The 18,662-nt window shown below is 42.9% G+C and carries 19 protein-coding genes; 6 read left to right on the top strand and 13 right to left on the bottom strand.

Going from position 1 to position 18,662, the window contains the following annotated elements; genetic code table 11:
• Positions 1-273: 273 nt before the first annotated feature.
• Positions 274-1,038, top strand: coding sequence for a class II glutamine amidotransferase (locus F9Y84_RS08545; RefSeq protein WP_125252407.1), 765 nt, complete (start codon positions 274-276; stop codon positions 1,036-1,038).
• A gap of 180 nt (positions 1,039-1,218) precedes the next feature.
• Here the strand turns inward: F9Y84_RS08545 and F9Y84_RS08540 are convergent, their stop codons facing one another.
• Genes F9Y84_RS08540 through purM form a run of 3 tightly spaced genes read right to left on the bottom strand, consistent with a single transcriptional unit; the run spans position 1,219 to position 3,630 of the window.
• On the bottom strand, positions 1,219-1,914 hold the full coding sequence (locus tag F9Y84_RS08540) for a DUF3108 domain-containing protein (RefSeq protein WP_147390525.1): 696 nt from the start codon (positions 1,912-1,914) through the stop codon (positions 1,219-1,221).
• A gap of 13 nt (positions 1,915-1,927) precedes the next feature.
• On the bottom strand, positions 1,928-2,578 hold the full coding sequence (gene purN, locus F9Y84_RS08535) for a phosphoribosylglycinamide formyltransferase (protein ID WP_147390526.1): 651 nt from the start codon (positions 2,576-2,578) through the stop codon (positions 1,928-1,930).
• Positions 2,578-3,630, bottom strand: a complete 1,053-nt coding sequence (gene purM, locus F9Y84_RS08530; protein WP_128731216.1) for a phosphoribosylformylglycinamidine cyclo-ligase — start codon at positions 3,628-3,630, stop codon at positions 2,578-2,580. Before purM ends, purN begins: the two co-directional genes overlap by 1 nt.
• A 253-nt stretch (positions 3,631-3,883) precedes the next feature.
• Here purM and F9Y84_RS08525 point away from each other — a divergent pair, with 253 nt between their 5' ends.
• A complete protein-coding gene (locus F9Y84_RS08525) occupies positions 3,884-4,225 on the top strand; it encodes an HP1242/YdcH family protein (RefSeq protein WP_373865588.1) in 342 nt (113 codons plus the stop codon).
• A gap of 175 nt (positions 4,226-4,400) precedes the next feature.
• Positions 4,401-5,972 (top strand): putative bifunctional diguanylate cyclase/phosphodiesterase, encoded by a 1,572-nt coding sequence (locus F9Y84_RS08520; protein WP_225740691.1) that lies wholly within the window; start codon positions 4,401-4,403, stop codon positions 5,970-5,972.
• Here F9Y84_RS08520 and F9Y84_RS08515 read toward each other — a convergent pair whose 3' ends face one another.
• Entirely contained in the window at positions 5,973-6,944 is a 972-nt protein-coding gene (locus tag F9Y84_RS08515; RefSeq protein ID WP_125252411.1) for a LysR substrate-binding domain-containing protein, read from the bottom strand.
• A 174-nt stretch (positions 6,945-7,118) separates the two neighbouring features.
• On the opposite strand from F9Y84_RS08515, the gene F9Y84_RS08510 reads away from it, so the two are divergent.
• Together F9Y84_RS08510 and F9Y84_RS08505 are read left to right on the top strand one after the other, a co-directional pair.
• Positions 7,119-8,099 (top strand): zinc-binding dehydrogenase, encoded by a 981-nt coding sequence (locus F9Y84_RS08510; RefSeq protein ID WP_147390527.1) that lies wholly within the window; start codon positions 7,119-7,121, stop codon positions 8,097-8,099.
• Positions 8,100-8,526: 427 nt separating this feature from the next.
• Positions 8,527-9,114, top strand: a complete 588-nt coding sequence (locus tag F9Y84_RS08505; protein WP_125252413.1) for an MlaC/ttg2D family ABC transporter substrate-binding protein — start codon at positions 8,527-8,529, stop codon at positions 9,112-9,114.
• A gap of 72 nt (positions 9,115-9,186) precedes the next feature.
• On the opposite strand, the gene F9Y84_RS08500 is transcribed toward F9Y84_RS08505, so the two are convergent.
• Together F9Y84_RS08500 and F9Y84_RS08495 are read right to left on the bottom strand one after the other, a co-directional pair.
• A complete protein-coding gene (locus tag F9Y84_RS08500) occupies positions 9,187-10,167 on the bottom strand; it encodes a 2-hydroxyacid dehydrogenase (protein ID WP_147390528.1) in 981 nt (326 codons plus the stop codon).
• Positions 10,133-10,648 (bottom strand): glutathione peroxidase, encoded by a 516-nt coding sequence (locus F9Y84_RS08495; protein WP_125252415.1) that lies wholly within the window; start codon positions 10,646-10,648, stop codon positions 10,133-10,135. The genes F9Y84_RS08500 and F9Y84_RS08495 overlap by 35 nt, the downstream gene beginning before the upstream one ends.
• Before the next feature lie 128 nt (positions 10,649-10,776).
• On the opposite strand from F9Y84_RS08495, the gene F9Y84_RS08490 reads away from it, so the two are divergent.
• Positions 10,777-11,661, top strand: coding sequence for an NAD(P)-dependent oxidoreductase (locus F9Y84_RS08490; protein ID WP_147390529.1), 885 nt, complete (start codon positions 10,777-10,779; stop codon positions 11,659-11,661).
• Positions 11,662-11,791: 130 nt separating this feature from the next.
• Here the strand turns inward: F9Y84_RS08490 and F9Y84_RS08485 are convergent, their stop codons facing one another.
• The 7 genes from F9Y84_RS08485 to F9Y84_RS08455 all read right to left on the bottom strand — a co-directional run bounded on the left by F9Y84_RS08485 (position 11,792) and on the right by F9Y84_RS08455 (position 18,591).
• On the bottom strand, positions 11,792-12,505 hold the full coding sequence (locus F9Y84_RS08485) for a M15 family metallopeptidase (protein WP_225740692.1): 714 nt from the start codon (positions 12,503-12,505) through the stop codon (positions 11,792-11,794).
• On the bottom strand, positions 12,474-13,601 hold the full coding sequence (dapE, locus tag F9Y84_RS08480; RefSeq protein WP_147391448.1) for a succinyl-diaminopimelate desuccinylase: 1,128 nt from the start codon (positions 13,599-13,601) through the stop codon (positions 12,474-12,476). Before dapE ends, F9Y84_RS08485 begins: the two co-directional genes overlap by 32 nt.
• Positions 13,601-13,948, bottom strand: a complete 348-nt coding sequence (locus F9Y84_RS08475; RefSeq protein ID WP_147391449.1) for an ArsC family reductase — start codon at positions 13,946-13,948, stop codon at positions 13,601-13,603. Before F9Y84_RS08475 ends, dapE begins: the two co-directional genes overlap by 1 nt.
• Complete coding sequence (locus F9Y84_RS08470) at positions 13,945-14,457, bottom strand: PTS glucose transporter subunit IIA (protein ID WP_128730519.1); 513 nt, start codon at positions 14,455-14,457, stop codon at positions 13,945-13,947. Before F9Y84_RS08470 ends, F9Y84_RS08475 begins: the two co-directional genes overlap by 4 nt.
• Positions 14,454-14,834 carry an ACT domain-containing protein gene (locus F9Y84_RS08465; RefSeq protein WP_147391450.1) on the bottom strand — a complete coding sequence of 127 codons (381 nt, stop codon included), beginning with the start codon at positions 14,832-14,834 and terminating at the stop codon, positions 14,454-14,456. Before F9Y84_RS08465 ends, F9Y84_RS08470 begins: the two co-directional genes overlap by 4 nt.
• A 407-nt stretch (positions 14,835-15,241) precedes the next feature.
• Positions 15,242-17,389, bottom strand: coding sequence for a phosphate acetyltransferase (pta, locus tag F9Y84_RS08460; protein WP_147390184.1), 2,148 nt, complete (start codon positions 17,387-17,389; stop codon positions 15,242-15,244).
• A gap of 2 nt (positions 17,390-17,391) precedes the next feature.
• Positions 17,392-18,591 carry an acetate kinase gene (locus tag F9Y84_RS08455; RefSeq protein ID WP_128730516.1) on the bottom strand — a complete coding sequence of 400 codons (1,200 nt, stop codon included), beginning with the start codon at positions 18,589-18,591 and terminating at the stop codon, positions 17,392-17,394.
• Positions 18,592-18,662 lie beyond the last annotated feature (71 nt).

Raw genomic sequence — 18,662 nt, 5'->3', positions numbered from 1 at the left:
TTTTGCTGTTACTTCTATGTTTAACTTATGCTGACGATAAGTCATACGCTTTTGATAGTCTAATTCATTGCTAACTGTTTAATTTACTTTAATAATATACTGTTAGCACAAAGAGCCAAGGGTCAATACCTAGGGTAATACGAGAATGGCAATACTCTTGAAGCTTTCCAGTTAGGCTGATAAATAAAGCGACAATAGGCAAGTTGATTCTTTGCCTAAACTATAGAGTGATTAAGTGAAATCGTGTAATTGATATGTGTGGTTATGTAGTTTATGTGTGAGCTTTTAGGAATGTCGGCAAATGTACCGACGGACATTTGTTTTAGCTTTTCTGGTTTATTAGAGCGAGGCGGTAATACTGGGCCACATAAAGATGGTTGGGGTATTACCTTTTATGAAGGTAAAGGGTGTCGGACATTTAAAGATCCTGAGCCGAGCTGCCAGTCGGAAATCGCTAAATTGGTAAAAGCCTACCCGATTAAAAGCGTATCAGTGATCAGTCATATTAGGCAAGGTAATCGCGGCCGAACCTGTTTAGAAAATACTCACCCATTTACGCGGGAATTGTGGGGCAGAGAAATTACTTATGCGCACAATGGTCAACTGTCTGATTACAAAGACTTAAAAACAGACTTTTATCGCCCAGTGGGCAATACCGATAGTGAGTTGGCCTTTTGTTGGATTTTAGACAAGGTGAGAGAAAAGTATCCTAACAGGCCCTCAAATATGGTGTCAGTGTTTAGGTACATAGCCAAACTTGGGCACACACTTAGGGAGAAAGGAGTGTTTAATATGCTGATCACCGATGGTATTTATGTCTTAGCATATTGCACCAATAACTTACATTGGATAACGCGTAGAGCACCATTTGGCAAAGCAACCCTTATTGACGCTGACATGGTTGTTGACTTTCAAAAGGAAACAACTCCAGACGATGTGGTAACGGTAATAGCGACTCGACCGCTAACAAACGATGAACAATGGCAAAAACTACAGCCAGGTGAGTTTGCACTATTTAAGCTCGGTGAAAAGGTATAAGTTGCATTAGTTCCTTGCCATCAGCCTACTGGGCATCTGGCAAGGGTCAAACCGAATAATTTTTCGCATCAGTAGCTAGACTAAGCGCTAACTGCACCTAACTATTGATACGTAGGCTGCCACTTAATGTGAATCTAGAAACAATGTGTTAGCTCATTGCTTATCTACACCTCAGGTTATCTAGCTATCTGATTTTGCCTCTAAGGTTTTCAGCTCTATTTGAAATTGTTCCATCCCATCCTTTCCTTTATACATTTTCACAAGCATGTGATCATGATCGGGAGCAAACCATGCTATGGCTTGACGGTCACTGTCGTCATAAATGCGCTTAACTTTTATTGTTTTTACATTTCCAAACGGGAGGGTTATTGTCTCTTCGCCTGCAATTTCAAAGTCATAGCTACGTTGACTGCCTTTTTTGTCAATAATTGGATAGCTAAATTTGGTTTTGCCAGACTTTAAATCTTCCCTCAATTGTACTTGATAGCTAATCAAATCTTGTTGATTTTCGAGCCATTTTACTTTTAACGGATATTTTTCTTCGCTCGAGGTAATGGCATGGTTTTGATGATCGAACTTAATTTTATAGCTTTTGTCAGGTCCCGTACCTTCACGCTTCATACTATAGTGAAGTGGAATGATGACATGATCTGATAGCTTAAATAATGACTCCTCAATACGCACATCTGAAAAGATCATCCATTCGATGTCACTTTTATATCGCACTGCATAAGTGGACTCTGCTACTTTGGTGAGTGTCCGAGTTGCTGTGCCATGTACTTCCCCTTTGCGAGAAACTTGGTATTCTGCGTGATATTCTTTTAGAGGATTGGCAATCGTGGAGGTGGAAAGTAGAGCGCTAATACCAATTAGCACAGCGCTCCATTTTTTATTCTTTGATGTACGGCGCACCTTGAACTGGTAAGGTTTTGTTGTCAAAAACAGCATATTCTGCTTCCATGGTTAGTCTTTGTTCGCTGAACCATTTGACCACCAAAGGGTAAAGAATATGTTCTTGCTTATGAACACGTTGTGCTAGTGACTCTGCCGTATCACCGGGAAGAATTGCAACCTTGGCTTGGCAGACTACAGGACCGCCATCTAACTCTTCTGTGACAAAGTGAACGCTAGCACCATGTTCCGCATCGTTAGCATCGATAGCTCTTTGGTGGGTGTTCAGCCCTTGATACTTAGGCAACAAAGAAGGGTGAATGTTCAACATTTTTCCCTTAAATTTTTGCACTAAATATGGAGTTAGAATACGCATAAATCCTGCTAATACAACCAAATCAGGTGTAAAGCGCTCAATTAATTGGCCAAGCGCAACGTCATAGTCCTCGCGTGAGGCAAATTGCTTATGGTCTAATACTTCGGTTGTTATGCCGGCTTGTTGGGCTCTTATCAAACCATAGGCACTGGCTTTATTGCTGACGACGGCAGCAATTTCACCGTTTATATAGCCTGACTTACAAGCGTCTATAATCGCTTGTAAGTTTGACCCGCTACCAGAAATTAATACAACCAGGCGAGTTGGTGCCATTACTCGGCACCACCTAAGATCTCAACTTGTTCTTCACCTGTTTGTGCATTTTGGATCTCGCCAATGTGCCAAGCATTTTCACCTTGTGCTTTAAGTATTTCAAGGCTCAGTTCTAGTTTGTCAGCTGGAACAACTAGCACCATACCGACACCACAGTTGAATGTGCGGTACATTTCGTGAGTTGCGATGTTGCCATTTTCTTGTAACCAATTGAAGATTGAGGGCCATTGCCAGCTATCCCCTTTGATCACTGCCTTTGCCGACTCAGGTAGCACGCGAGGGATATTTTCCCAAAAACCACCACCTGTGATATGCGAAAGCGCGTGCACATCGACTTCTTTTAACAATGCTAAGATTTGCTTTACGTAAATGCGCGTCGGCTCTAGTAGATGTTCACCCAGTGTTTTACCTTCGAACTCTGCGTTGGTGTCTGCGCCAGAAACCTCTAGTACCTTGCGGATCAGTGAGTAACCGTTGGAATGGGGACCACTTGAACCAAGCGCAATTAGTTGATCGCCTGACGCAACTTTAGTCCCATCAATAATTTTAGACTTTTCTACAACACCGGTACAAAAGCCAGCCATATCGTAGTCATCGCCTTCGTACATACCAGGCATTTCTGCTGTTTCACCACCGATAAGTGCACAACCAGATAACTCACAGCCTTTACCGATACCAGATACAACGTCTGCTGCAACGTCAACGTCTAACTTGCCAGTGGCATAGTAATCCAAGAAGAATAGGGGTTCAGCACCTTGGACAATAAGATCATTAACACACATAGCAACTAGGTCGATGCCTACCGTATCATGTTTTTTTAAATCGATAGCTAAGCGTAGCTTAGTACCAACACCGTCAGTGCCAGCAACCAAAACAGGCTCTTTATACCCAGTTGGGAGTTCACATAGTGCACCAAAACCTCCAATACCGCCCATGACTTCTGGACGGCGAGTTTTCTTCACTACGCCTTTAATTCTTTCGACCAATGCGTTGCCCGCATCGATGTCAACGCCAGCGTCTTTATAACTAAGAGACTGTTTTTGTTCGCTCACAGGTTTTCCTCAAAAGTTGCTAGATAGATTTGCTTAGAAACGCCGACATTTTACAACAATTGCATCTGGGCGGCTAGCGACTTTACGAGAAACCCTTTGTATGTGGTCAAAGGTCCTCGATTTATTTGTGAGTCTAGTATAGGAAAGTGCTAGATGTTTGCTTTCAATGTAAAGGTATTTGACTTGCGTTAGATCAATATTCAGTGGCGGCAGGAGCGTACTATGAAGACAGACCCAATCAAGCAGTAACTTCATGAGATTATTGAAGAACACTGTTGTTAAAGGCGCATTGATTGGGTTTTCTAAACACGAGAATGCGTTTTATACCACCACGATTAATGGGACTAAAAAGATGAATATTGAACGCCATAGTTTAGCAAAAGAGCTACCAGAGTTTAAAGATAGAATTCACGAACTTAAATTGTCAGATGGACACTTCTCAAGGCTATTTAAAGACTATCACGAAGTAGATAATGAAGTGATCCGAATTGAGGATGGCGTAGAACACTCAAGTGATGAATATTTAGAGTCGCTGAAAAAAAAGCGCCTATGGTTAAAAGATCAACTATATAGCATTCTTAAAAGTGCTGAGTGACGATATATAACAATGCGGGCTAAGCTGGCCCGCATGCCTGCCTTTGCTTATCTTTTGCCTCCGTTGATGCCGTTTTGAGCAGGATCAAAATTCTTATCTATACTGTAATCATTGTACTCCTTTCACGATATATCCTTTGATTGCACTCACTTTGGTCATTGCTGGTAGCTTTATTATGGGATTAGCGTTTTCTCCAGCAATAAAGATCTGCCGTTTGACTTCGTCCATGGGGTGGCGTGTTTTGTTGATCCTAATGGCCTTGTTTGAGCTTGGTTACGTAAGCTTTGCGTATTTTATGTATGCTCACCTAGAGAGCATTAGCATTATTGAGCAAGGATTGAGCCTCATCTTATTCTTAGGGTCAATTTTCGTGTTTGTTGTCAATTGCCTCAGCTTGACGAGCTTGCGTGAGCTAGACGAGATAGCAAAACAAGCAAAATATAACGCGGAGCATGATTTTTTAACCGATCTTGAAAATCGGCAGCGCTGTATCGATGCGATAAATGAACGGAAATTACGACAAGTTGATTTCAGTGTTATTCTAGTCGACCTCAATAATTTTAAGCAGATAAACGATGCCAAGGGCCATTTTTTTGGTGATAAATTACTGGTAGCACTTGCGAATAAAATGCGCGCTGCACTATTACCGCGAAGTCAATTATATAGGATGGGTGGGGATGAGTTTATTATCATTATGGATGTCAGTGATGCTAACTGTATCTATTCACAAAATAATGCTTTGCTAAGCGAACTAAGATCGGGGATCGAAATAGAAGACCTAGAACTGGATGTTACCTATAGTGCTGGTGCTAGTTTATGGACAAAACAACGACAGCTAGGGGTCTTTGATCTATTGAAACAAGCTGATATAGCAATGTATTCGGCAAAACACAGCCGCCAAAGTATCGTTATTTTTGACGAAGAACTTCACGAAGGAGTTGAAGCTGAGTTTCAATTACTTACAAACCTAAAAACGGCATTGGCACGGGGGGAATTAACGCTTTATTATCAGCCGATTGTGTGTACACAAAGCGGCGATATTTATGGTGTGGAGGCATTACTGCGGTGGCCGCAAGCTGACGGCACTGTGATTATGCCTGATAAGTTTATTACATTGGCTGAGCGGAACAACTTAATTAAGCAATTGAGTGCGTTTGTTATTAACCGTGTGTTTCAGGACTTAGTAATTTTGCTGGAAGTACATTCAAGTTTAGAAGTGCATATTAATCTTTCATGCCAAGACTTTGTGGAGCAAAATTTGATAAGCACACTAGCAATGTTGTTAGATACGCACCAAATTGATCCTAAGCATGTTGTTTTCGAATTGACCGAAAGTACGGTAATGCAGGAAGTTGAAAAAGCACGAAGCCTAATTGAAACCTTAATTGAAATGGGATTTTCGGTGAGTATTGATGACTTCGGTACTGGTTTTTCCTCCTTTTCAATTCTCAAGGAGTTGCCAATCTCACAAATAAAGATTGATGGCTCTTTTGTCAGTCTCAGCCATGAGAGTGAGAAAGATCAAGCGATTGTAGAAACCAGTATGTTTCTTGCCCGTAAACTTAACTGTAGTATAGTCGCCGAAGGTGTTGAGAGCGATGCCTGTTTACAGTACTTATCCCGCTTGGGTTGCCCTTACATCCAAGGTTTTCAAATTTGTGAGCCACTATCATTGAGCGAGTGTATCAAATGGATGAACTCAAGATTAATGGTCAAAGGAGCGATGAAGCGCCTAGATGGGCGATAGCTAAAAAGTCAGTTTTGGTCTTGGCGGCACAAAACCATACATCTGCTCAAAGCCTGGTATTTCATTTTCCCAAATCGGTATTTCTTCACCTATATAAGCACGAAATGCGTCGAGGAATAGGCGTGTTCTTACAGGGAGATCACGATGAGGGTAAAGTGCGTACATCGCTGCAAAATCAATGAGCTTTGTCTCGGTAAGCAGTGGCTGCAGTTTTCCGTCGGCTACCTCTTGGCCAACTAAAAATGCGGGGGCGACGATGTAACATGTTCCGGATAACACGCTTTCTAAAAGAGTATCACCATCATTCGTTCTGAAGATACTCTTAATTGGCATTTGTTGCTCTTGGTTATTTTCATCCAAATAAGTAATGCTGGTGAAACGTAATGCGTCACTGGCGTAGCTTGCAGCTGGGAGTTGAGTTAATTCTTCAAGTGTCGTCGGTGTGCCATGTGTTTTTAAAAAGGTTGGGCTGGCTACTATCAAAAAACGATTACGTGCGATGCGCCGTGCTATCAAAGAAGAGTCTTTTGGCTCGCCGACACGAAAAGCTAAGTCAAATCCTTCACCGACTAAGTCAACCAGCCTGTCTTCTAGCCTGAGCTCGACTTCAACGTGAGGAAAACGTTTTTGGAAATCATTAATAACCGGCTGTACATAGCGTCTACCGACAACTGTTGAGCTGGCGATTTTGAGCAATCCCTTTGGCTCTGTGTGGTAATTCTGCGCGATCCGCTGTGTATCACTTAGCAGTAAACGCAGCTCTTCAGCTTTTTTTACCATTTCAGATCCTGCTGAGGTTAATGAAAAAGAACGTGTTGTTCTATTCATTAGTCTTACTCCAAGCTCTTCTTCAAGCTTGGTCATCTGCTTGGAAATGACTGAACGGTCAATGTTGCGAAGTTGTGCGGCGCTTGCAAATGAACCGCGTTCTACAACGTCTAAAAAGATTAATAATCGGCTGCTAATATCCATAGTGCAAAAAAGTTCACTGATACTGATGCCATTGTGACACTAAACAATTGGAATTGCGAGGGGCATATTTACACTAATAAAGTTGTGGCAAATAGCTAACAATGGTTTAATGAAAATAGACGCATAGCTTCTAAGCGTATTACATTATTTTGAAGCATAACGTAAAGGCACAAGATGAAAGCAGTCCGATTCAAACATACAAATGGACTTACCTTCGAGCAGGGAGAGATTAATTTACCCGAGGCGAACGATGATCAAGTTTTGATCAAAGTTGAGCATGTTGGTTTAAGCTTTATCGATACTAAAGTCGCCAATTGTCCTTGTGAAGACACACCAAATCGTGTGTTTGGTATTGACGCGGTAGGCACTGTTGAGAAAGCTTGTAAAACAGGCTTTCCTGAACCCGGCACTCGGGTATTTTGGCATGGAGATATACGTGAGCAGGGCACAATGAGCGAATTTGCAATCGTCCCTAGTCATGCCTTAACTGTGTTACCAGCCAATGTCGATGGTAAACTTGCAGCCGCGGCAATCGCGCCGGCTATGTGTGCATTAATCGCGCTATTCAAATTACAGCTGAATCGTGGTGATACCATACTTATTGAAGCGGCACATCATCCAGTTGGACAAATAGCGGTACAGTTTGCAAAGCAGCTCGGAGTTGGTGTTGCTGCTTGTACACAGGCAAAGCATAAAAAGCTGGTGGAACAACTAGGTGCAGATCTGGTTTATACAGAAGATAGTCTGTCTGCTTTAGCCGAGAGGTTACAGCAACATTTTGGTGAAGCAGAGGTTCAAGGTGCATTAGACCTTACCGGCACGCAAACACAGCAATTGATCAATCATTTGGTTTTTTGTGGACGAGTGAGTTGTTTAGCTGGGTTACCTGCAATTGAACAGCATGTATTGATGAAAAAGGCACCTAATATTGGCATTGTATCTTTATGTGGGAGCTGGCTTTCTAACAGTGTCTGTGCACAGCAAAGAATGGCATTTATTGGCAATGTACTGGCCGAAAAGCTAGAAAAAGACGAAGTAAAGTTGTCCCACTTAGGATCCGTCCTAGCTAATAACGACATTCTCATCGAGACACTCGATAAGCTTGCTGATGATAAAAATATTACTTTCTTCTGTGCTGAAATGCCGTTTAACTAATTCTTGCTTTTTAGGGTGCCAAGGCTGCGTGTAAGCCCAGCCTTGCACTTCTACAATATTTGATACATTTTCTGACATTTTTTCTTATCTGAACACCGTATACTCAAGCTACCACTAGGCTATGGCCGTAAAGTGCAGTAAATCCTTCTGTCCATGCTGTTAGTGGGTATAACTTATTATTCGATCTTATACCGATGCGCTTAGTACATGCTCTATTTAAGGGAGTAAGTCTGGCGCGAACTACGTTAAGGTTTTTTGTCTGGAAATAGATCGTTTAGTTAAGCGGATCGGTATTAATCGTGTCATCTCATATTTTATAATAGGTTTATTGATGTCAACACAGCATCAATTTGGTGCGAATTGATATGTTTATTTGCACTCGTCAAATTGGATAGACTAGTGCCCAAGGTTTAATAAGGATTAAACGATGAAAAAGTTACTCATTATTTTTAGTTTACTCGTTTTTTCGAGTATTGCTGTGGCGAATACTTCTCCATACACGCTAATCAATCAAGTAGGCGATAAGCTTTTTACAGATATTAAAGCGGTAAATAAAGAAGGAAAGGCAACTGAAACCGAAATGAAGGGGATTGTACGTAGTCGCCTTATGCCGCACATTGATGTGAAGTTTGTTTCCTTCAAGCTGCTTGGCAAGCATATCAAAGGGCTAAAAAGAGATGAAGCGGTCGACTTTATTAATGCCGTTGACGATTATTTAGTGGCAACTTATGCCAGCGCACTATTGCAGTATAAAGGGCAAGAGGTGATATTTGAAGAGTTGCCAGTTTCTGACGGCTCTGATTTTGCTACGGTAAAAGTTGTGATCAAAGAGCAAGCAAAGCCTGATATCGACATGCACTTTAAGTTTCGCCAAAGTAAAGATGGCACTTGGAAAGTTTATGACATGGTAGCTGAAGGCATTTCTCTACTGAGTGCGAAGCAAAAAGAAATCACCATGCGGATCTCTGAAGTAGGTTTGGCACAAGTCACCGCTGAACTTAAGAGCAAAGCATAAAACGAATTACTTCACCCGACTTTGAAGTAACCAAAAGAGCACAGTATCGTTGAGTGCTCTTTTTTTTGTTATTCACTCAACTTTGTTTAATAGTGGTTTACCCACCCTTGCTGCATTAAGGTTTTCGCAGGTGACAGTAGCTATTTGTTTAAGTGCTTCTTTAGTAAAAAACCCTTGATGGCCAGTTACTAATACATTAGGAAAGCTTACTAATCGAGAAAAGATGTCATCTTGAATGATCTCTTCACTGTGGTTTTTGAAAAAAAGTTCGGACTCTTGTTCATAAACGTCTAAACCAAGATAACCGAGTTGTTTTGACTTAAGTGCTGAGATACAGGCTTTACTGTCTAATAACGCACCTCGACTGGTGTTGATAAGCATCACTCCTGGTTTCATTTTTGCAAATGCAGCATCGTCAATAATATGATAGGTGTGTTCATTTAATGGACAGTGTAGGCTGATTATATCTGACTGTGCGAGCAAAATATCCAAAGAAACAAGGGTGTATGGCCCTTCACCAATATTGGGGTCGTAAACCAGTACATTCGCCCCAAAACCGTTAAGAATGCTAACCAGTGCCTGGCCGATTTTCCCACAACCAACAACACCAACAGTCTTGTTGTATATATTGAAGCCTAATAGGCCGTTTAGATCAAAGTTATCTTCTCTGACTCGATTATAGGCTTTATGTGTTTTTCTGCTCAATGTTAGCATTAAGGCAATGCAATGTTCGGCAACCGCTTCGGGACTGTAAGCGGGCACTCTTACCACATCTATGTTGCTTGCCGTTGCAGCCTTAATATCTACATTGTTAAATCCAGCGCAGCGAAGGGCAATTGTTTTGATGTTATATTCTTTGAGTGTGGCGATAACATCGGCATTCACAATATCATTTACAAAAACGCAAATGGCATCATATCCTTGGCACAGGGCTACGGTATTTGGATTCAGAGATTCATTGATAAAGCAAAACTCAAGAGCTGAAAAGGGCTCAATGGCTTGCTTAAAAAATGGCACTTCATAGTTTTGCGAACTGAATAGGGCGATTCTCATGGTTAATGTGGCTCTCTATCACTGATTTTAGCGTTTCTGGTTTTGTTCTTGGCGCATATCTAGATACTAGCATGCCATCAGAGTTTATTAGAAACTTAGTAAAATTCCATTTAATCGCGCGATTTTGCGCAATACCTCGGGTATGAGATTTTAAATAGCTAAATAAAGGGTGAGCATCCGGTCCGTTAACTTGTGTTTTAGTACAAATCTTAAAGCTCAAATTAAAGTGCGTATTATAAAACTCTTTGAGCATTTCATCTTCAAGTGGCTCATTACGGCCAAATTGATTGCATGGAAACGCCAGCACCTCAAAACCAAATTGTTTGTACTTGTTGTGTAGCTTTTCTAGTGCTGATAATTGCGGGGCAAAGCTACATTTGCTAGCAATGTTTACGATGAGCAGCGGTCTACCCGCAAATGATTGTAGCGGTATAACTTGTCCATCAATAAGCTGTGCACTAAAACGATAAATACTCTCCATCCTTTCAGGCTCCGTGTGTTTTCTTTATGTTATTCGGTATCAAAGCAGTTTTTTCATTTGCTATGACAGAGGTGCTCGGGTATAAAAACTCCATTCTTATTAAGATAACAATGAAATAGGACAGAAATATGTCAGTGAGAGTCGCTTTTTTAGGGTTAGGTGTCATGGGTTACCCGATGGCAGGACATTTGCAAAATGCAGGCTACCAAGTCACGGTATATAACCGTACGACAAGTAAGGCTGAAAAGTGGGCTTCAGAATATCAAGGAAGTTTTGCTGCAACACCAAAAGCTGCGGTGACTGACTGTGATTTTGTATTCATGTGTGTGGGTAATGATGATGATTTACGTTCGATAGTATACGGCAATGATGGTGTGTTGGCGGGAATTAAATCTGGTGCAGTGCTGGTGGATCATACCACTACATCAGCAAAAGTCGCCCGTGAAGTCGCGCAAGAAGCGCAATTACAAGGGGTTGAGTTTCTAGATGCTCCGGTGTCGGGAGGACAGGCCGGAGCTGAAAATGGCGTATTAACAATTATGGTTGGTGGTCAAACTAGTACGTTTGAAAAAGCACAACCAGTCATGGCTGCATTTGCAAGATTCAGCCAGTTAATTGGTGAAGTCGGTGCTGGACAGCTTTGTAAAATGGTTAATCAAATCTGTATCGCCGGAGTAGTACAGGGATTAGCGGAGGGACTACATTTTGCAAAACAAGCAGGCTTAGATGGCGAAAAAGTGATTGAAACGATTGCCAAAGGCGCAGCAGGGTCATGGCAAATGGAAAATCGCTATAAAACCATGTTAGCAGGAGAGTATGAGTTTGGCTTTGCTGTTGATTGGATGAGAAAAGATTTGGGCATTGCACTGGATGAGGCAAGAAGTAACGGTTCAAATTTAGCGCTTACAGCGTTGGTTGATCAGTACTATGCAGACGTTCAAGCGTTAGGCGGAAATCGCTTCGACACATCAAGCCTACTTGCTCGACTTGATGCTATCCACGACAAGAAATGATGGTGTAATCTAAGGCGAATTTATACACAAGTAGCTGGCTATTGGCTGGGAGTTAAACGCTGTTAGCATCAGATTTACTCCTTCAAATTGAGCAAGTATTAAGTCAAATTGGTATTATCCGAAGCTCAGGTTACTTGGGTGCTATATTAGCGATAAACTGCTGATGTAGCGCCTCTAGGTTATCAAGTATTGCTGTCTTTGCGCCGATATTCGTGTGTGCTAGCAAAGCTTTGAGTGTAGCCGGAGATTGTAAATCAGCCAGTGGCTTTGCGGTGCGCCAATGACTGATATGCCACGGTTCGGCAGCAACACCACCACGAAAACGGTCGTAAGGTCGGTAAAAACCATAGCGTTCGAGGTTGCTGTCTAGCCACAGAGAGAATTCGTATTGATGCCCGCCTTCCTGGTACTCCCACGGCTCAAGCTGCAATGATTGCTGTGCTGGTAGTCTATCCCTCGCGTATACATCTATATCTGTGCCAAAATGGTGGCGGCTTGCTCCTGGAAGGGCAGAAAACAGCATGATAGCTCTGACTTTTTCTATTTCAGACAGTTCACTCAAATCTACAGCTTGGTTGTTCAAGTCAAGCACCGGCCGTCGCATGGAGAACTTATGCTCCCATATCGATTTTTGCCTTTCAAAGCTGCGAAATGCTGAAGCCATGTAAAGCGTGAAACCGGCCAGTTTTGCAGCGTTGATAAGGGATGCCAAATCATCCACAATCTCTCGGTGCACATAACGACCGTTATAGCATATGAGATGCGATTCATTCACCCCACATGCTATACACTGTGCCGCCGTTAAGGAGCGGCTAGGCAAGTAACTTCTCCAAGATTTTTTCATAGATCAATGCGAGTTGGTCTAGATCTTTACAACTTACGCATTCGTTCACTTGATGAATGGTCGCATTTATCGGGCCAAGCTCAATGACTTTACAGCCTGTTTGTGCGATGAAGCGCCCATCAGAGGTGCCACCGGAAGTCTCAGGGGTTGTTGTTCTTCCCGTTACTTCTTGAATGGCTGCCATGGTAACATCGAGCAATGGGCCAGGCTCAGTTAAAAACGGTAAACCGTTTAATATCCAATCAAGTTCGTAATCAAGCTGGTGTTTATCCAAAATCGCAGTCACACGCTGCTTGAGTTCTTCGGCAGTTACCTCAGTGCTAAAGCGAAAGTTAAACTGAACTTGTAGGGTGCCAGGGATAACATTGCCGGCACCGGTTCCGCCATTAATATTAGATACTTGGAAGCTAGTTGCTGGAAAAAACGCATTGCCTTGATCCCACTCTGTATCGCTCAACTCTGCAATTGCTGCTGCGGATAAGTGGATTGGATTTTTAGCGAGGTGTGGATACGCGACATGACCCTGCTTTCCTATCACTTTAAGGTGTCCTGTGAGTGACCCGCGACGACCATTTTTAACCACATCACCAAGCTCATGACGAGATGAGGGCTCACCGACCAAACACATATCAATTTTTTCGTTTCGCGCCTCAAGTAAGTCGACAACGCGAGTCGTCCCATTCACAAATGGGCCTTCTTCATCAGAGGTGATCAAAAAAGACAAAGATCCTTTGTGATTAGGGTGGTTATTAATAAACCGCTCTGTGGCAACAATCATCGCAGCAAGTGAGCCTTTCATATCGGCAGCGCCACGCCCATGTAACATATCGCCTTCAATCGTTGCTGCAAATGGCGGGTGCTGCCATTGGCTCTCGTCGCCAACAGGTACAACATCGGTGTGACCGGCAAAGCAAAAGTGTGGCCCTCTTGTCCCTTTTCGTGCCCATGTATTGAGCGTATCGACAAAAAAGTGTTCTTCTACATTGAACCCTAATTTTGCTAGACGCTCGTTAATCAATTGCTGGCACCCTGCATCATCGGGTGTGACTGAAGCCCGTTGGATCAAGGTCTGTGCAAATTCTACTACTTCACTCATCAGGCAAAAATCTCATCATATTGGGCTGCTTTAAAGCCTAAGTGGTATTGACCTTGATAAAGTAAGATTGGGCGTTTGATCATGGCTGGCGCATCTAGTAAATGCTGTTTTGCACTCGTTTCACTTAAATTCTGCTTTTGTTCATCGCTCAGCGCACGATAGGTGGTACCACGTTTATTTAACACATTTTCCCAGCCTAAATGTTCAAAAAAAGTAGCGAGCAGGGTTTCGTCGATCCCTTCTTTTCGATAGTCATGGAAAGTAAACTCGATATTGTTGTCTTGAAGATATTTTTTTGCTTTTTTAATGGTATCGCAGTTGCTGATCCCATACATCATAATTGTCATAAAGCACACGCCCTCGCAATGGTTATTATCGGCTCTTTGGCCGCTGTAACTTGTTTTAAAGGATAATAACATGCACCAAGTTTTTGTGCATTGAGTAGCACAATTGCCGCCATTGTTTTTGCTTCACTTAGAGGAACATCGTAAAAACATAGTGGCTCACCGAGCGCGATCTTAGACTTACCAAAGCTATTAGCTTTAAGGTATTCAGGCTTGGTAAACTCACTACTGATGTCAAGGCTTAGTAACATTTTAAGGCCGTTGTTTGCCTGCACAATATACTCGCAGCCATTTCTGCGCGTTTGGAGTAACTGGCCGTGACAAGGAGAAAGCAGCAGTGGCACTCGAACCTGCACGCATACACCAATTCCCAATGCTCCCGATGCAATTACTGCGTTTGAGTGTGCTGTGAGCGGAAACACCTTACCGGTGAAAGGGCTAGGAATATGTGCGATAGGGTTGGCAATTTGTGATATTGGTCGATACTGAATAGTTGGTGAAAGTTCAATCAAAGTAGTAAATACCCGTCTTTTTTAAGCGCTTGTATAGCATGTTGAATTTGGCTCTGCTTCACAAGAATATAGTCTGTATCATACGTTGATAAGGTAAATATTGAGATGTTCGATTTTGCCAGCACGCCAGATATATTTGCCATAATGCCAGTTAAAGAAAATCCAAGCGGTCCTATTACCTCTAGCGCGCGCCAGTGAGTTTCGGCTGCAAGGCTATCGACTTTAATACCTGACTCACAGACTATGGATAGCTCATCTGATGTTTTGGCTATAAAGAAAATTTCACTGTTTAACACCGCTTGCGGTACTGCTTCATCACAATCTAGACTATGTATCGTAAATTCTTGCTTGAGCAGCTGCAGTGTTTGCTTTGACATTACCAACCCTTTATTTGGAAAAATACCAAGTGCTTAAAACATAGTATAGTGAAGTCAAATTAAAGACCAGAGCAGATGGGTAAAAGTAAAAAATTAATTATTAAGAGCTGATACCAATTAGACTTAATAATTGCTTACTTAGAACAACTAAATAGCAAAATTTTTGTCTGGTTACGACAAGATTTTCTCGCCTCAAAATAGACCACTGAATTAAGATAATTGGTATTAGAATAACCAATGGCTTTTCAGTCACAATTTTCGTGGTTTTTGTGTCGATTTCAATGCAGCGTTATGGCGTTGTATGAGGAAATAGGGCATCCCCAGTAATTATTGTCAAAAAGATATAAATCAAGGTGTACTTTGAGAGGAAAGGGCTCAGTATTGAGCCCTTCGTCTAATAGTAGTGATTAAGCTTCGATTTGCGTCGCTTGAATTGCGGTCAACGCGATTGTATATACGATGTCATCGACTAATGCACCCCTACTTAAATCATTGACGGGCTTGCGCATACCTTGCAGCATAGGCCCTATGCTGATCAGCTCCGCACTTCGTTGTACAGCCTTATATGTAGTATTACCGGTGTTCAGATCTGGAAAGACAAATACAGTTGCTTTACCAGCCACTTTGCTGTTTGGTGCTTTTTTACGCGCGACATTTTCCATTATTGCGGCATCGTATTGAAGTGGCCCATCTATATCTAGGTCGGGGCGTTTTTCCTGTGCAATTTCTGTTGCAGCTCTCACTTTTTCCACATCAGCGCCTTGCCCAGAAGTACCAGTACTGTAACTGATCATTGCAACTCGCGGTTCGATACCAAATGCTGAAGCTGAGTCAGCTGACTGGATGGCGATATCTGCTAATTGCTCCGCAGTGGGATCAGGGTTAATTGCACAGTCACCGTACACTAATACTTGATCTGGTAACAGCATAAAAAATACTGAGCTAACTAAGGATGCGCCAGGCGCGGTTTTTATCAACTGCAGAGGCGGCCTGATAGTATTTGCTGTGGTGTTCACTGCGCCTGATACCAAGCCATCAACTTTGCCTTCAGCTAACATCATAGTGCCAAGAACTACGTTGTCTTGTAACTGCCCTTCAGCAACAACTTCAGTGAGACCTTTGTTTTTGCGTATCTCAACCATAGGCGCAATATATTTGTGCACTTCATCTTGTGGCGATAATATGGTCACATTTTCATTTAGCTCTACACCTTGCTGCTGGGCGATGCGCTCAATTTCTTCGCGGTCGCCAAGTAACACGGTCTTCGCAATGTTGCGAGCGCCACAAATCGCAGCAGCCTTTATTGTACGAGGCTCATTGCCTTCGGGTAGTACAATTGTTTTACCTGCACGTCTTGCCAGATCAGTGAGCAAGTAACGAAAAGCCGGTGGTGACAGCTTACGAGTTTTGGCAACGCCTTTAGCAAGACCCTCTAGCCACTCACTGTCAATATGGCGAGCATTGTGCTGCTTCACCCTTTCAATACGTTGCTCATCATCACTGGGTACTTCCATATTAAAGTTATGTAGTAGTAATGACGTACGCCATGTATCGGCCTCAGTGGCGAGAATAGGTAAACCAGTATCCATGGCCTGCTCACACAAGGTCATGATCTTCTCTTCGGGCTTAAAACCACCGGTTAATAATATGGCACCAATCTTTGTACCATTCATAGCCGATAAACAGGCTGCGACCAATATATCTGAACGGTCACCTGGAGTGACCAACAGGGCACCTGGGGTAAAGTGGTTCAGAATATTTGATACCGTTCGAGCACAGAAGGTCACGCGGCGCAGACGACGGTGTTCCATGTCACCTGCATTGATGACTTCGGCTTTCATGTAATTACTCAGATCAATAACCCGAGGTGCAACAAGATCAAAGTCCCACGGAATTGCGCCTAACAGCTGAAATGGGTGCTTTCTAAAAATCGGTAGCGACGCTAATCGATTCATTTCATTTTCTAGTTCATCAGGCTTGTACTGATCAACTAAGTCTGCACGTGCTCGACCATCTTCATCCAGTGGTGCATTGACTTTGTTAAAAATACAACCCAGCACACGAGGGTGGTTGACCCCGTCGTAATTACCCGCGGCGATTTCTAGTCGATCTTCAAGCTCGTCAATGGAGTCATTTCCTGGTGTTAGAACAAAAACAATGTCTGCGCCCAGAGTTTGAGCGATTTCACGATTCACACGTCCAGCATATGGCTGACGACGCGTGGGCACCATCCCTTCAATGATGGCAACCTCATCATCTTGCACCGCACCTTCGAAGCGCTCTACAATTTCCTCTAGCAAGTCGTCGCCTTTGCCATCACCAATCATCTGCTCAGCATAGCTCAGCTCAAATGGTGTTGGCGGAGTAATCGTTGACCCTTGTTGTACGATAAGGGTCGATTTTTCTGGACCTGTGTCTTCTTTTCTTGGTTGTGCAATCGGTTTAAAAAAGTTCACTTTGACCGCTTTTTGCTCAAGCGCTCGGACTATACCTACAGAAACCGACGTTAAGCCAACGCCAGTTGAAATAGGAATGAGCATGATACGACGTCCCATTACTATGCTCCTTTTGCAAGTGTTGCAGCGTCGTTCGCGATCACCCACTCTTCATTCGTTGGAATAACCATCGCAACCGGAGAGTGTGCGGCGTCAGTGATAATACCCTGACCACCAAATCGAGCTTTGAGGTTTTGCTCAGCATTTACCTTCATGCCAAGGAAGCCCAGTTGGTTAACCACTTTTTCACGGATAACATCCGAGTTTTCACCGATACCACCTGTGAATACGAGTGCATCTAAACCACCTAACGGGACTAAGAAGCTAGCAATTTGCTTAGCCAAACGGTAACAAAAAATATCCAAGGCGAGACTCGCTTGAGGGTGATTTTCCTGAGCCGCTTCTTCTATTGTGCGGCAGTCATTTGATAGCTCACTGATCCCAAGTAAACCACTTTGCTTGTTCAACAGCGTATCAATTTGCTGGGTTGAGTAGTTTAGGTGGTTGATAAGGAATGAAAATAAACCTGGGTCTATATCACCACTTCGGGTCCCCATAACCAGACCCTCCAGTGGGGTTAACCCCATACTAGTATCGACAGATTTACCATCTTTTATGGCCGTAACAGAACAGCCATTACCCAAATGCGCAGTGATAATACGAGATGGTGCCTGTTGCAACCCTAAAACTTCAATGGCTTGTGCCGATACGTAAGCATGACTAGTCCCGTGGAAGCCGTAACGTCGTACACCATGTTCACGGTAGAGCGAGTAGGGTAGCGCGTAAAGGTATGCGGTTTGATCCATACTTTGGTGGAAGGCCGTATCAAACACTGCAATCTGCGGTAAATGGGCAAATGCCGCCTGTGCTGCGCGTATGCCAAGTAGATTGGCAGGGTTGTGCAAAGGCGCGAGACTTGCCGTTGCTTCGATTGCTTGAATAACGGAGTCATCAATAATGACTGACTGTGTAAAACGCTCTCCGCCATGCACTACGCGATGGCCGACAGCGACAAGATCAGCATCTAAAGAAAGATCTTTGATGAGTTTTACAAGTGTAGTGATTGCAACTTGGTGTGCATCACCACTGTTAAGGGGAACGATTTCTTTGTTGCCTTGGAACTTGTACTTTATTTGTGGTGCTTGTTCAGCGAGGCGCTCGCCCAGACCTGATAATATTTCCTCTCCGGTTGCGTTATCAATGATTGCAAACTTGAGACTGGAGCTTCCACAATTAAGAACCAAAACATGCTGAGATGACATAATGACTTTCCGTTTTGACAATAACAGTTATTGCGTATTAAGCTTAAAGCTATAGCGCATATAAGCTACGC

Origin of the sequence: Pseudoalteromonas peptidolytica, from assembly GCF_012641745.1 — a bacterium.
GTDB lineage: Bacteria > Pseudomonadota > Gammaproteobacteria > Enterobacterales > Alteromonadaceae > Pseudoalteromonas > Pseudoalteromonas peptidolytica.
The sequence above is the reverse complement of the archived record's forward strand: the minus strand, read 5'-3'. Positions and strand labels throughout refer to the sequence as shown.

What these genes read in the sequence shown, in the direction of transcription:
- F9Y84_RS08515 (WP_125252411.1), bottom strand. Translation starts at nt 6,944, where the DNA reads ATGGATATTAGCAGCCGATTATTAATCTTTTTAGACGTTGTAGAACGC.
- F9Y84_RS08475 (WP_147391449.1), bottom strand. Translation starts at nt 13,948, where the DNA reads ATGACAATTATGATGTATGGGATCAGCAACTGCGATACCATTAAAAAA.
- F9Y84_RS08465 (WP_147391450.1), bottom strand. Translation starts at nt 14,834, where the DNA reads ATGTCAAAGCAAACACTGCAGCTGCTCAAGCAAGAATTTACGATACAT.
- purN (WP_147390526.1), bottom strand. Translation starts at nt 2,578, where the DNA reads ATGGCACCAACTCGCCTGGTTGTATTAATTTCTGGTAGCGGGTCAAAC.
- F9Y84_RS08505 (WP_125252413.1), top strand. Translation starts at nt 8,527, where the DNA reads ATGAAAAAGTTACTCATTATTTTTAGTTTACTCGTTTTTTCGAGTATT.
- F9Y84_RS08495 (WP_125252415.1), bottom strand. Translation starts at nt 10,648, where the DNA reads ATGGAGAGTATTTATCGTTTTAGTGCACAGCTTATTGATGGACAAGTT.
- pta (WP_147390184.1), bottom strand. Translation starts at nt 17,389, where the DNA reads ATGGGACGTCGTATCATGCTCATTCCTATTTCAACTGGCGTTGGCTTA.
- F9Y84_RS08500 (WP_147390528.1), bottom strand. Translation starts at nt 10,167, where the DNA reads ATGAGAATCGCCCTATTCAGTTCGCAAAACTATGAAGTGCCATTTTTT.
- F9Y84_RS08525 (WP_373865588.1), top strand. Translation starts at nt 3,884, where the DNA reads ATGAGATTATTGAAGAACACTGTTGTTAAAGGCGCATTGATTGGGTTT.
- F9Y84_RS08485 (WP_225740692.1), bottom strand. Translation starts at nt 12,505, where the DNA reads ATGAAAAAATCTTGGAGAAGTTACTTGCCTAGCCGCTCCTTAACGGCG.
- dapE (WP_147391448.1), bottom strand. Translation starts at nt 13,601, where the DNA reads ATGAGTGAAGTAGTAGAATTTGCACAGACCTTGATCCAACGGGCTTCA.
- F9Y84_RS08455 (WP_128730516.1), bottom strand. Translation starts at nt 18,591, where the DNA reads ATGTCATCTCAGCATGTTTTGGTTCTTAATTGTGGAAGCTCCAGTCTC.
- F9Y84_RS08520 (WP_225740691.1), top strand. Translation starts at nt 4,401, where the DNA reads ATGGGATTAGCGTTTTCTCCAGCAATAAAGATCTGCCGTTTGACTTCG.
- F9Y84_RS08490 (WP_147390529.1), top strand. Translation starts at nt 10,777, where the DNA reads ATGTCAGTGAGAGTCGCTTTTTTAGGGTTAGGTGTCATGGGTTACCCG.
- F9Y84_RS08545 (WP_125252407.1), top strand. Translation starts at nt 274, where the DNA reads ATGTGTGAGCTTTTAGGAATGTCGGCAAATGTACCGACGGACATTTGT.
- F9Y84_RS08510 (WP_147390527.1), top strand. Translation starts at nt 7,119, where the DNA reads ATGAAAGCAGTCCGATTCAAACATACAAATGGACTTACCTTCGAGCAG.